Raw genomic sequence first — 13,980 nt, 5'->3', positions numbered from 1 at the left:
AACCGCTTAATAAAAACGCATAACATACATTGATGCGTCCTTAAATTAAAGCACTGAAAAGCAATTTTTGACATTAATTAGAGATTAAACGATGAAATTAGTGGTTAATCAGGTAAATCACTTTAATTTCAGCTGTTATTTGCTGATTTCCAGGATTTGATTGTAATGAGGTGGACTTAAGTTCCGCACTATCTGACATCATTAATCTAGGAACATTATGAGCTGTTTCCGCGAAATATGACACTTCACCTAATGTCACGTTTAACTTTTTGGCAATATCAGCAGCCTTGTTTTGTGCATCTTTGATTGCTGCGTCTAACGCTTGTTGATAATACAAATTAGCGTTGGTTGTTTCATACCTTAATGTTGAAATGTTTTTAACATCTAAACCTAAAGACAAATCAATAATTGCATCGTAGTGCTCTATGCTGGTTAAATTAAAACGAAGGTTTCTAGATACTTCGACGTAAACCGGTTTTTCACTTTCAAGTTTATTGTGTTGACGCTCAAAGATAGGTCGAATGTTTATTTGCGCAGTTTCAACGGAACCAGTGTCTACACCTATTTCTTTTGCTTGTTCAAGTAAGTGTTTTGCTTGTTTATCGACAACATCTTTAGCCTGTTTACTCGACTCTGCTCTATTCATAAGAGTTACAGTAAACACAAAAATATCTGGTTTAATCGCAATCGCACCTTTACCTGTTACCGATATACCATGTTGTTGGTTACTTTCGGCGTTTGCGGTAAATGCAGATAACCCTATTAGCAGTAGCGCGGTATAGATTCGAATGTTCATGTTATTTATTTTCTTTTATGTGTTGTAAAAATAATTGTTTATCCTGCTCACTCGCTTGCTGCCACCAATACTTAAGCATTGACAATTCATCAGGGCCAATTGCTTCAAACTCTTCACCATCTTTGTCTGCCAGTGACTTTTTTACAATCTCTTGACGTCGATTTAACGTCTCTTTCATTACCGAATCGTTATAGCTAGAAAGTGATTGATTTATCACTCCAAGAGCCCTATTTTGCGAGTCAAGAATCTTTATATCTGGTGACTTAGCATATACTCGAGCCAATTCACCATCTGTTTGTTTTGGGTAACTAAAAGTTAAACTTTTCTCATTTGACACTGAAAATAACAAGATAAATGGTTTAGATTTGATGGTTATATGGTGATCTTCCATGTCGTCATCAAACATTTGAGAATACTTAAGTACCAGGACGTTTTGACCAGGAGGTAGTTCAAGTGTGGTTGATTTGGCTAAAAGCGAGGTCGAAAACTCTTCACCGTTTAAACGTAATACTTCAAAGTCCTCAGGGACGACAAGCTGTGCCGCACTTACAACTGTAGAAAACACTAAAAGTGTGAATGATAGATAAAATGATTTTATTGTGAATTTATTCATCTTGATGACTTAATCCAATCGTTAATATGGTTATTGATAAGGCAGTAAACTTTTCAGTTAACTGGAAGTATAATCTAATTATCTGAAAACCCTATAAAATTGTGAATTTCTTTTATCACTATTTTCAGCCTTTAGACTTTCGCTTCAGCGCCACCTTTTATACTAGTCAAATAAATTAATCTCGTTCCAATCAGCTATTCAAACCAACTATTCAAGTCATATTTCAATTAAGTTATTCGATTAAACCGCAGGATTTGCGCAGTTTCCTTTTACTGCCTATCCTTTTGTATTCTAAAAAGAATAGACAATGCGTTCCAAAAATGGGGTTCTGAATACAAATGAAAACACATATAAAAACAATCATATTAATGTTCTGTACTATGTTGCTGACATCGATTATCAGCTGCACAAAACAGTCCAACTCTATAACCTCTGAAAACACTCCTCCTGCCAATCAAGAAAAGTTTAGATTCTTATTAGGTGGAACCGATGTCGGAACCATGACCGTCAATCGTAAAGGTAAAACTTTGAATATTGACTACTCATATAGTAATAACGGTCGTGGAGCTAGTAGCAACGAAGTTTTACAGTTATCCGATAAAGGCTTGCCAATTGATTGGAAGATCACCGGTAAAACCGTATTCGGTAATGAGGTTGAAGAGCAATTTAGTGTAAAAGATAGTGTTTCGCACTGGAAAAACACTGCTGAAAGTGGCAACGCTAAATATGATAAATCAGCATTATATATTGCTCAAAATGCGAGCCCCTATTCACTATATATCTATGCAGTGGCTCTTCTAGAAAGTAAAAATAATACGCTTACAGCACTACCGTCAGGACAACTCAATATCTCAACGGTAGAAACCATTGAACTTAGCGAAAATAACGGTAAAGCAGTCAATGCGACTATTTACGCGATTAATGGTATCGAACTTGATCCTAGCTATATTGCTCTTGATGATAACTATCATATGATTGCCTATGTATCGCCACGTGCAGTTATTATTCGGGAAGGGTTAGAACAACACAGTAAGTCTTTTAGCGATATTGCCGCCAACTTAAATGCGAGCCGATTTGACAAAATAGCGAAAAATGCAACGCACAATTACAACAAACCCGTGCGCATCAATAATGTCCGAATTTTTGATCCAATAAACATGCAACTCACTCCTGCTCAATCGGTAGTTGTTATTAATGATAAAATTAGCGCAATCGAAGCGTCAGTTGAAAATGCCCAAGATGGTGAAGTGCTAATTGACGGCAATGGCGGAACCTTAATTCCAGGTCTATATGAAATGCATGGTCACATGAGCGATAACCAAGCATTACTCAATGTAATGGCAGGAGTAACATCCGTAAGGGACATGGGTAATGAAATAAAATTACTTGATCCGTTGATTAAACGAATTGACAGTAATCAAATTATTGGTCCACGAATTACAAAAAGTGGCTTTATCGAAGGTCAAAGTGAGTACTCTAATGCCACCGGAGAATTAGCAGCAACAGAACAAGAAGCCGTTGATTTAGTTAATATGTACGGTGAAAAAGGTGGCTACTTTCAAATTAAAATATACAGTTCAGTGAATGGCGAATGGGTACCTGCCATGGTAAAAGCCGCTAAACAGCATGGCATGAGAGTTTCAGGTCATATTCCAGCGTTTTCCACAGTCGATGAGATGATTGCTGCTGGTTACGACGAAGTGACTCATATAAATCAAGCCATGCTTAGTTGGGTGCTCGATAGAGATGAAGATACTCGAACCTTATATCGAATTACAGGCATGAAACGTTTTGCTGACTTAGACCTTAATGATGAAAAAGTGCAGAACACTCTAAATACTATGGCTGAGAAAGGTATTGCCGTTGATCCGACGATGGTGATTCATGAGTTTGGTCTTTTAGCTCGAAACGGTAAAACTCGTATTGGTACTATTGATTATATCGGCAATATGCCTGTAGGCGTTCAGAGGCAAGCTAAAGTAGCTTTACTCAATATAGCCGATGACGCAGAAGATAAAGCTTACCAGCAGGCATTCAATAAAATTGTAGAAACACTTACGTTAATGCATAAAAAAGGCATTTTTATTGTTCCTGGTACAGACTTAGGTGGTGCTTTTGCTCTGCATAGAGAGCTCGAATTATTTAATAAAATTGGCATGTCAAATGCAGAGGCTTTACGAAGAGGCTCTTATGATATGGCAAACTACTTAGGGTACGGTGACAAGCTCGGTAGTATTGAAGTAGGCAAACTTGCTGACTTTTTCTTGGTACCCGGCGACCCGGTAGCAGACATTCGAGCAATCAAAACCATATCATTAGTTTCAAAAGGCGGTATGTTCTACTACCCTAGTGAGGTTTATCCTGAATTTGGTATTAAACCATTCACTGAAATACCAAACGTCACCAATGGCGATTAAAAATTTAAATAGATAGAAGTGAGTAAGTAAAAAGACTATTTATCTCTGTTCAATATACTAAGCGTCATAGGCTGTTTATGACGCTTAGGATATTCTAAAAAGTTAATTACAATTCTCACACAAGGTATTTTCGAAATTTCACTTTCAAAAAGTCTGAGTTTGGATTCGGTTCAATATCATAAATTTGATAATGGTTACTTATTAGCATTTGTAGCATAGATGGATATCGGTTCATTGATTTCACCTGTATTTCGCCAACATTCTTTGCCGCTAAAATTTGCTCTTGTTCATTCAATAGGCTTTGCGCTAAGCCGAGCAGACGAAACCTAGGTAATACGCCGCCAAGCCAACTATAAAAAACTTTATCATTTAAAAAATATCCAAGCTTAACCGCAACAAGTATGCCTTCAACTTCAACACCTAAAGCAAGGTATTGTTTGTCTAAAATTCGTTCCTTAATTTTGGTAAGTTCGAACCTTTCGTCAAACTCAGGGATATAATTGAGTACATCGATAGATTGACTAAGACTAATTTGACGAATATGTGGTCTCATATGTTGTTCTCTCTACAGCGATAAACTCATTAGATAATCGTCCATAACAAAAGAATTACCAATGTCAAAAACAGCTTCACCAGTTTTAACAAAACCTATTTTTTTATAGGCCGCTATGGTGTCAGTATTATGTTTATTTACGGTAAGCGATATTGCCTCACAGTTGAGTGATTTTGCTTGTTCTTTGATGAACTCCATTGCTTGTTTACCGATTCCTTTACCGCGCATTGATGACAATAAATAGATTTTACTTAAAAACAACTCTTGCTTACGTTGCTGTATCGCCAAATAACCAACATTGTTTCCTTGATACTGAATGAGATAATACTGAAAATTTTGTTCGTGGATTTGTTCATTGACTGCAGTAGCAGTATGAAATTTGTCCAGCATATAAAGTACCTGTTCTCGACCAATAATAGGCGTGTAATGCTGGTGCCAAATCACATCTGCAAGATTTACCACGGTATTGATATCTTCAGCACTGTATACCGCGTTATATTGGCTTGTAATTAGCAAAGTATTGCTCATAAATAAATTTTTAGTATCTAGTAATGTTCTATTACTAAATTACTATTATTCTTACCGGCAAAGCAATAATAATTTCTCATCATTGAATAATAAAAAAAGCCTGCTAATGCAGGCCTTTAGCGAGTACTTAATAATTATCTGGCTAGAAACAATCACCTGGAATACGAACCCAGCCTTCCATAAGCACACGTGCACTACGACTCATGATAGCTTTATTTACTGTCCAATTGCCGTCGATTTGTGATGCTTCAGCGCCAACTTTTAGTGTGCCTGATGGGTGCCCGAAGGTAACTGAACCACGTTCACCACCACCAGCAGCTAAATTAACTAGCGTACCGGGTATCGCTGCAGCGGTGCCAATGGCAACTGCTGCAGTGCCCATCATCGCATGGTGTAGTTTACCCATAGACAATGCACGAACATTTAAGTCGATGTCAGTATCATTAATGTCTTTACCACTTGATGAGGTGTAAGCTTTTGCCGGAGACACAAAGGCAACTTTAGGTGTATGCTGACGAGCTTTCGCTTCTTCAACATTGCTAATTAACCCCATTTTAATCGCACCGTGCGCTCGTACGGTTTCAAACCAGGCAAGGATTTCATCGCTACCATTAATTGCTTCTTGCAGCTCTGTACCTTGGTAACCAATTTCATCTGCATTTAAGAAAATTGTTGGGATCCCTGCGTTGATCATCGTTGCTTTGAATGTGCCAATGCCTGGAACTTCTAAATCATCAACAATATTTCCTGTTGGAAACATTGCTTCGCTAGGGTCAACTGGGGCGATAAATTCCACTGGCACTTCTGCAGCAGGGAACGTAACGCCGTCTAATTCAAAACTACCCGTCTCTTGTACTTCTCCATTAGTGATTGGTACTTGTGCAACGATAGTTTTTTGAATATTTTTTTGCCAAATGCGAACCGTACAAACACCATTTTCTGGAATTCGAGCTGGGTCAACAATACCTGACATAATCGCAAATGAACCAACCGCAGCAGTCAAGTTACCGCAATTACCTGACCAATCAACAAAGGCTTTGTCTATCGCCACTTGACCGAACAAATAATCAACGTCGTGATCTGCTTGTTCAGATTTCGCTAAAATTACAGTTTTAGAGGTAGATGACGTAGCGCCGCCCATACCATCAGTTTGTTTACCGTATGGATCCGGTGAACCAATAACACGAAGCAACATATTATCTCGTGCTTCACCAGGTACCTGACAGCGCTCGGGTAAATCAGTCAAATTAAAGAAAACCCCTTTTGATGTGCCACCACGAATATAAGTAGCCGGGATCTTTACTTGAGGAACGTGAGCCATTGCTCTCTCCTTTTATTATTTGTTTCTTATAACAAAATTTAAACTATCCATAGTCAATCTGTGTTAATTCATCCATGAATTAAAAAGCAGTAAATAGAAACTATTTACTGCTAATAATTAAACTCGAGTTTGATACATAGACGAATTATTTTTAAGTGAGAGCAAGGCGGTCGCGCGGAATGTGTACCTACACATGAGCACGTCCAACACAGCTACCAATAAAAATAAAAGTTTAGGCATTAGACTCCAGGAAGTCGTTGGCGAACTTTTGTAATACCCCGCCTGCGGCGTAAACAGAAACTTCTTCTTGCGTATCTAAACGGCACTTCACTGGAATTTCCACTACTTCACCATTTTTGCGAGTCATAACCACTGTCATCGAGGCACCTGGCGCAGTCGTTCCAACAACATCGTAAGTTTCAGTACCATCGATGTCATAAGTATGACGCGTTTCATCATTAGTAAATTCTAAAGGAAGTACGCCCATACCGACTAAGTTAGTGCGGTGAATACGCTCGAAACCTTCCGAAACAATCACTTCAACACCAGCCAGACGAACACCTTTGGCAGCCCAGTCCCGTGATGAACCTTGACCGTAATCGGCACCAGCGATGATAATCAATGGTTGTTTGCGATCCATGTAAGTTTCAATCGCTTCCCACATACGTGACTCAGTACCTTCTGGCTCAATACGAGCTAAAGAGCCTTGTTTAACATTGCCTTCTTCATCACGGCACATTTCGTTAAACAATTTCGGGTTAGCAAACGTTGCGCGTTGCGCCGTTAAGTGATCGCCACGGTGTGTTGCGTATGAGTTAAAGTCAGCTTCAGGTAAGCCCATTTTATCCAAGTATGCACCAGCAGCACTGTTCAATTGAATCGCATTTGATGGCGATAAATGGTCTGTTGTGATGTTATCACCAAGTACTGCTAATGGACGCATGCCTTTCATCGTGCGCTCACCCGCTAGTGCACCTTCCCAATATGGAGGGCGGCGAATATAAGTACTGGTTTCATCCCAAGCATATAATGGGCTTTCAGCAGGTTCAAAGGCTCCTAAGTCAAACATTGGCGTGTAAATTTTCTTAAACTGTTCAGGTTTAACAGCTGAGTTTACAATTGCATCAATATCGTCGTCACTTGGCCAAATATCTTTCAGAGTAATATCATTTCCATTTTGATCTTGGCCTAATACGTCTTTTTCGATATCAAAACGCATGGTACCAGCAATTGCATAAGCAACAACAAGTGGTGGTGACGCTAAGAATGCTTGTTTGGCATGTGGATGAATACGACCATCAAAGTTACGGTTACCTGAAAGCACAGCCGTAGAATATAAGTCTCGCTCGATAATTTCTTGTTGGATTTTAGGATCAAGTGCCCCTGACATACCGTTACAGGTAGTACAAGCATAACCTACAATACCAAAGCCTAGTTTTTCCATTTCTGGTAATAAACCTGACTCTTCAAGGTAAAGTTTTGCAACTTTTGAGCCTGGTGCAAATGATGATTTAACCCAAGGCTTGCGCACTAGGCCTAATTCGTTGGCACGCTTTGCGATTAAACCCGCGGCAACAACGTTACGTGGGTTAGAAGTATTAGTACAAGATGTGATTGCAGCAATGATTACCGCACCATCAGGCATTAGACCATCATTTTCTTCCGCTTTACATGCATCTAAGTCTTTTGCAATACCAGTTGAAGTAAGCTCTGATGTAGGAAGACGACGATGAGGGTTTGAAGGGCCCGCCATGTTGCGTACAACCGTTGATAAATCAAACTCAAGAACTCGCTCATATTCAGCGGTTTCTAGGTCATCAGCCCAAAGACCAGTTTCTTTTGCGTATTGCTCAACAAGTGCTACTTGCTCTGGCTCTCGACCCGTTAGCTTTAAGTAATCAATGGTTTGTTCATCGATGTAGAACATACCTGCAGATGCACCAAACTCTGGTGTCATGTTAGAGATAGTTGCTCTATCACCTATGGTTAAATCTTTAGTACCATCACCGAAAAACTCTAAGTAGCTTGATACTACTTTTTCGTTACGCAAGAACTCAGTAATTGCTAATACCATATCAGTGGCAGTAATACCTGGCTTGCGCTTACCCGTTAACTTAACACCGATAATGTTAGGCAGACGCATCATTGATGGACGACCAAGCATTACGGTTTCAGCTTCAAGACCACCAACACCAATCGCAATAACACCTAAAGCATCAATGTGAGGCGTGTGTGAATCAGTACCAACACAAGTATCAGGGAAAGCTACACCGTCACGGTTTTGAATAACTGGCGACATTTTCTCTAAATTAATTTGATGCATAATACCGTTGCCGGCTGGAATTACATCAACGTTTTTAAATGCGGTTTTGGTCCATTCAATAAAGTGGAAACGGTGTTCGTTACGACGGTCTTCAATATCACGGTTTTTGTCGAATGCTTCTGGATCAAAACCAGGTGCTTCCACTGCTAGTGAGTGATCAACAATAAGCTGCGTTGGAACAACTGGGTTAACTTTCGCCGGATCGCCGCCTTGATCTGCAATGGCATCACGAAGACCGGCAAGATCAACTAAGGCTGTTTGACCTAAAATATCGTGACATACCACACGCGCTGGATACCAAGGAAAGTCTAATGTGCGTTCAGTATTGATGATTTGCTTTAATGAGTCGGTAAGAGTTTCCGGGTCACATTTACGAACAAGTTGCTCGGCTAATACACGAGATGTGTATGGTAATTTCGCATAAGCGCCTGGCGTAATGGCTTCTATCGCTGCACGAGTATCGAAATAATCGATACCAACACCAGGTAGCGGTTTACGGTATTCATAGTTCATAATTTAATCCACTATGTTTTTGAGGTTGAAGCACAATGCATTGCAATTATGCTTCAAATATAAAAATTAAAATTTTAACTAATAAAAGCTTTTGGCTGATATAAGTTATTGACGACGGAATTTAATTCTATTTCAAGGCAGAAAATCTGCGCATATAAGTATATGTAATGATTTTCAAACGATGAAATAGGATTAAATAACAAGTCAAATTATCTATCTGCAATAGGACCGACGGTACGAGGTTCAACACCTGTGTAGTCTGCACTTGGACGAATAATACGGTTATTGTCGCGTTGTTCCATCACATGTGCTGCCCAACCCGTTAAACGTGAACACACGAAAATCGGTGTGAACAGTTTCGTTGGAATACCCATAAAGTGGTATGCGGATGCGTGGAAGAAGTCAGCATTACAGAATAACTTCTTGGTGTCCCACATATACTCTTCACAAGCTACAGAAATATCGTAAAGTGAAGAATCACCGAATTCACCGGCTAACTTCTCAGACCATTTTTTGATAATCACGTTACGAGGATCCGATGTACGGTATACCGCGTGACCGAAGCCCATGATTTTTTCTTTACGCTCAAGCATGCCAGCCATTTGAACTTTAGCATCTTCTGGTGAGTCGAATTTCTGGATCATTTCCATTGCCGCTTCGTTTGCACCGCCGTGAAGAGGACCACGTAATGAACCGATTGCCGCAGTTACACAAGAGTACATATCTGAAAGCGTTGACGCACAAACACGAGCTGTAAACGTTGACGCATTGAATTCATGCTCTGCATAAAGAATAAGTGATACATCAATTACACGGCGATGTAATTCAGATGGCGTTTTACCAGTTAAAAGACGTAGAAAGTGACCACCGATAGATTCTTCATCAGTTACACAGTCAATTTCAACACCATCATGGGAGAAACGATACCAGTAAGTCATAATTGCAGGGAAAGCCGCTAATAAACGGTTTGCAGCGTTGTTTTGTTCAGAGAAATCATTTTCTGGTTCAACGTTACCTAAGAACGACGCACCGGTGCGCATAACATCCATTGGATGAGCATCGGCAGGAATACGTTGTAACACTTCTTTAAGCGCTTGTGGTAAATCACGCATACCATTTAATTCTGCTTTATACGCGTCAAGTTGTGCTTGATTTGGTAATTCGCCGTTAAATAAAAGGTAAGCCACTTCTTCAAACGTCGCGTTATCCGCTAGATCTGATACATCGTAACCACAATAAGTTAGACCTGAGCCTGATTTACCGACTGTACATAATTTCGTTTCGCCTGCACTTTGACCACGTAAGCCTGCACCACCTAATTTCTTATCAACCATAATTTCTTCCTATTAATTTCTTAAATTTTTTATTTGATTTCTTATTTGATCTAAATGTAATAACTCGATAAATAACTAATTATTTATTTTTACCTTCTGAGAAAAGCGCATCTAGCTTTTGCTCGTAATCGTGATAGCCAAGGTAATCGTATAAATCCATACGAGTTTGCATGTTTTCGATTTCTGCTTTTTGATCGCCATCGGTTAATAAAGTACGGTACACAGATTCTGCGGCTTTATTCATTGCTCGGAATGCACTTAGCGGGTAAAGCACCATGGCACAACCCCACTCACCTAACTCTTTCTTATTCCAAAGTTCAGTTTGGCCAAACTCAGTAATGTTCGCTAATACAGGCACGTCTAAGCTTGAAGTAAATGCACGGTAATGCTCTTCTGTTTTAACTGCTTCGGCAAAGATACCGTCTGCACCTGCAGCAACGTATGCTTTAGCACGCTCTAATGCAGCTTCTAGGCCTTCTTGAGCAAAAGCGTCTGTACGAGCCATGATGAAAAAGTCTTTATCGGTACGTGCATCAACTGCAGCGCGAATTCTGTCAACCATTTCTTCCGTAGAAACGATTTCTTTATTTGGACGGTGACCACAACGTTTTTGTGCAACTTGGTCTTCTAAATGCACGGCTGCAGCGCCAGCTTTTTCCATATCGCGAATTGTTTTAGCGATGTTAAAAGCACCACCCCAACCGGTATCAATGTCGACTAATAAAGGTAAGCTTGAAGCAGCAGTAATACGTTGAACATCTGCAATAACATCATTAAGTGACGTCATACCCAAATCAGGCAAACCATAAGAAGCATTAGCAACACCACCACCCGATAGGTAAATAGCTTGATGACCTATTTGCTCAGCCATCATTGCAGCATAAGCGTTAATTGTACCTACAACCTGCAATGGCTTGTTGTTTTGTAGCGCTAACCGAAATTTAGCACCCGGTGATAATTGAGTTGTCATTTTATTCACTGTCCTTTTCTAATTTTCTTTCTATATTTTTTCGCGAAGCAGCAATATGACGACGCATTAGCATTTCAGCTAACTCGGCATCTCTATCAGCTATCGCATACATTATTGCTTTGTGTTCATCAAAGGCGCGGCTTGCACGAGGACTATTCATACCAAATTGAAAGCGGTACATTCGTACCAAGTGGTATAATTCGCCGCACAAGATATTAATCAATTGTTGATTGTGGCTACCTAAGATCACACGGTAATGGAAGTCCAAATCCCCTTCTTCTTGGTAATAAGAAACACCATCTTGCAGTTGTTTTTCATTGCCATGTAGTTCAAGAATTTTTTGTAATTCAAAGATTTCTTCGTCTTTCATGTTCTGCGCAGCAAGTCGACAGGCCATACCTTCGAGTGCTTCGCGCACTTCATAAATTTCAAGTAGTCCACGCACAGAGCATTCAACGACGCGCGAACCAACATTGGCTTTGCGTTCAATTAAATGACACTTCTCTAAACGATTTAATGCTTCTCTTAATGTAGAGCGGCTAACTTGATATTTTTTGGCGAGTTCTGGTTCACTAATTTTACTACCGGCTTTAATTTGTCCTTCAACAATTTCATGCTGCATGGTTTCAAATATCTTGTCCGCGGTGGTTACCGGTGCTTGTCTTGCAGGGTTTAATGAATTCATATCTTTTGATTTATGTTAATAGTTATATTGTAAATCGACAGAAACTAAAATTTTATTCAAACGTTAACAATTGTCGACAATCTAAAGCATGATGGCAATAATACGCCGATTTAAAATCAAGTCAATACTTAAACACTCAAATTGTCGACAATCAGACCAAAGTATGACGAAATAAAGCAACAATAAGCAATGTCGAACAAATATTGTCCGACATACACTTGTTTGAATTTGTTATTTTGAGAGAAAAGCTTTACTGCGTGATAAAGGCGTTCTTAATAAACTGCTATTGAGCTATTAATGGACCCGTATCAAGATACTAAGAAATAGAAGTGTTGTTAGCCGAAGAACCAATAACATACGGCGATGCCGGCGCTAATGCCGGCAACATCGGCTATTAAACCACAAGTTATCGCATGTCTAGAATAACGGATGCCGACGCTACCAAAGTAGACAGCGAGTACATAAAAGGTGGTTTCTGTTGAACCTTGCATTATTGATGCTAAACGTCCAGCAAAAGAATCTGCACCATGGGCATTCATTGTCTCTATCATCATTGCTCTTGAGCCAGAGCCACTTAATGGCTTCATGAATGCGGTCGGTAATGCATCGACAAAGCGAGTATCACCGCCAATTATCGCCACCAATGTGCGAATACTGTCGACAATCATATCTAACGCACCACTGGCTCTAAACACCCCAATACCAACAAGCATAGCCAAAAGATAAGGGATTAATTTAATACTTACTTCAAAACCTTCTTTAGCACCGGTGATGAATGTGTCATAAACGTTTATCTTTTTTAGATGAGCGATCACTAAAAAACAAACCAGAACCAAAATGATCAGAAGATTTCCCATCAGCGACGATTGTTCACTTAATTGCTGGGCACTAAGTTGCAATAGATAAACAACAAGTGCGGCGACAACGGCAAATGCACCAGCAAGATAAGCAAGTATTACGCCTTTATATATGCTAATGCGCTGAAACATAGCGACACTAATTAAACCGGCAATGGTGGATGCGAATGTAGCAAGTAAAATAGGAAGAAACACATCGGTTGCAACCGCAGCTCCCTGCTGAGCTCGATAAACAAACACGCTAATTGGAAATAGCGTCACTGAAGAAGTATTTAGTACTAAAAATAAGATCTGAGCATTACTTGCGGTATCTTTTTTCGGGTTTATTTCCTGCAGATCTTTCATTGCTTTAAGACCAAGAGGCGTTGCTGCATTGTCTAAACCTAAGAAATTGGCCGAAAGATTCATGGTAATTGAACCAAAAGCCTGATGATTCTTCGGTACCTCAGGCATTAATCGACTAAATAACGGCGAAATTGCGTTGGCAATCCAATTAACAACACCGCCTGCTTCTGCGATTTTCATCATACCTAGCCAAAAACTTAAAATCCCGATAAGACCAATAGCTATTTCCACGGTGACTTTTGACATTGAAATAATGCTATTTAGCAACTGTTCGAAAATACCAATATTGCCAAATACAAGCCATTGAACGAGCGATACAATAAACGCGATGATGAAGAAACTTAACCAGATCAGATTTAACATGATAAAAATCTTTTTTATTATTATTAGTCGATTTAATTAACGAAATACAAGTCGATATATGGTTCGTTAATATTGAGTAATTTTTATAACCATAACACAAAAATTAAGTGAACTAGATAAGGTTATATCCGCGCACCTGAACAATCTGTTGATAAAGTGTGCAAAGACTGTACAGAAGCACTGCACAAAATGTGCACATAAAATCAAAAACACTCAATAAACCATTGTTTTAATTAAATATAAAATCATTTTAAAAATCGACTAGATTTTAATCAATTTTAAACTACAATTATTAGTTCATGTAGTGATTTTCTTTGAGGTTTTTAATCAATATTTAGACAGATTGATAAAGACTCTGACCT

The 13,980-nt window shown here is 39.2% G+C and carries 11 protein-coding genes; 1 reads left to right on the top strand and 10 read right to left on the bottom strand.

What is annotated here, in order from left to right; genetic code table 11:
- Nucleotides 1–97: 97 nt before the first annotated feature.
- Both LT090_RS07135 and LT090_RS07130 read right to left on the bottom strand, forming a co-directional pair.
- Nucleotides 98–796 carry an SIMPL domain-containing protein gene (locus LT090_RS07135; protein ID WP_068545246.1) on the bottom strand — a complete coding sequence of 233 codons (699 nt, stop codon included), beginning with the start codon at nucleotides 794–796 and terminating at the stop codon, nucleotides 98–100.
- 1 nt (nucleotide 797) lies between these two features.
- Nucleotides 798–1,409 (bottom strand): DUF2057 domain-containing protein, encoded by a 612-nt coding sequence (locus LT090_RS07130; protein WP_068545245.1) that lies wholly within the window; start codon nucleotides 1,407–1,409, stop codon nucleotides 798–800.
- Between the two features lie 338 nt (nucleotides 1,410–1,747).
- Here LT090_RS07130 and LT090_RS07125 point away from each other — a divergent pair, with 338 nt between their 5' ends.
- A complete protein-coding gene (locus LT090_RS07125) occupies nucleotides 1,748–3,826 on the top strand; it encodes an amidohydrolase family protein (protein WP_068545244.1) in 2,079 nt (692 codons plus the stop codon).
- Between the two features lie 115 nt (nucleotides 3,827–3,941).
- Here the strand turns inward: LT090_RS07125 and LT090_RS07120 are convergent, their stop codons facing one another.
- From LT090_RS07120 to LT090_RS07085, 8 genes are all read right to left on the bottom strand, one after another.
- Nucleotides 3,942–4,379, bottom strand: coding sequence for a hypothetical protein (locus tag LT090_RS07120; RefSeq protein WP_068545243.1), 438 nt, complete (start codon nucleotides 4,377–4,379; stop codon nucleotides 3,942–3,944).
- A gap of 12 nt (nucleotides 4,380–4,391) precedes the next feature.
- Nucleotides 4,392–4,907, bottom strand: a complete 516-nt coding sequence (locus LT090_RS07115) for a GNAT family N-acetyltransferase (RefSeq protein WP_068545242.1) — start codon at nucleotides 4,905–4,907, stop codon at nucleotides 4,392–4,394.
- A gap of 142 nt (nucleotides 4,908–5,049) precedes the next feature.
- Nucleotides 5,050–6,228, bottom strand: coding sequence for a 2-methylaconitate cis-trans isomerase PrpF (gene prpF, locus LT090_RS07110; RefSeq protein ID WP_068545241.1), 1,179 nt, complete (start codon nucleotides 6,226–6,228; stop codon nucleotides 5,050–5,052).
- A gap of 232 nt (nucleotides 6,229–6,460) precedes the next feature.
- A complete protein-coding gene (acnD, locus tag LT090_RS07105; protein WP_068545240.1) occupies nucleotides 6,461–9,064 on the bottom strand; it encodes a Fe/S-dependent 2-methylisocitrate dehydratase AcnD in 2,604 nt (867 codons plus the stop codon).
- A gap of 209 nt (nucleotides 9,065–9,273) precedes the next feature.
- Nucleotides 9,274–10,398, bottom strand: coding sequence for a bifunctional 2-methylcitrate synthase/citrate synthase (prpC, locus tag LT090_RS07100; RefSeq protein WP_068545239.1), 1,125 nt, complete (start codon nucleotides 10,396–10,398; stop codon nucleotides 9,274–9,276).
- Between the two features lie 79 nt (nucleotides 10,399–10,477).
- Nucleotides 10,478–11,368 (bottom strand): methylisocitrate lyase, encoded by an 891-nt coding sequence (gene prpB / locus LT090_RS07095; protein ID WP_068545238.1) that lies wholly within the window; start codon nucleotides 11,366–11,368, stop codon nucleotides 10,478–10,480.
- 1 nt (nucleotide 11,369) lies between these two features.
- A complete protein-coding gene (locus LT090_RS07090; protein ID WP_068545237.1) occupies nucleotides 11,370–12,053 on the bottom strand; it encodes a GntR family transcriptional regulator in 684 nt (227 codons plus the stop codon).
- A 335-nt stretch (nucleotides 12,054–12,388) separates the two neighbouring features.
- Nucleotides 12,389–13,618 (bottom strand): nucleoside recognition domain-containing protein, encoded by a 1,230-nt coding sequence (locus LT090_RS07085; RefSeq protein ID WP_068545236.1) that lies wholly within the window; start codon nucleotides 13,616–13,618, stop codon nucleotides 12,389–12,391.
- Nucleotides 13,619–13,980: the final 362 nt, after the last annotated feature.

The sequence above is a fragment of the Thalassotalea crassostreae genome (genome assembly GCF_001831495.1).
GTDB classification, from domain to species: Bacteria; Pseudomonadota; Gammaproteobacteria; order Enterobacterales; family Alteromonadaceae; genus Thalassotalea_A; species Thalassotalea_A crassostreae.
The sequence above is the reverse complement of the archived record's forward strand: the minus strand, read 5'-3'. Positions and strand labels throughout refer to the sequence as shown.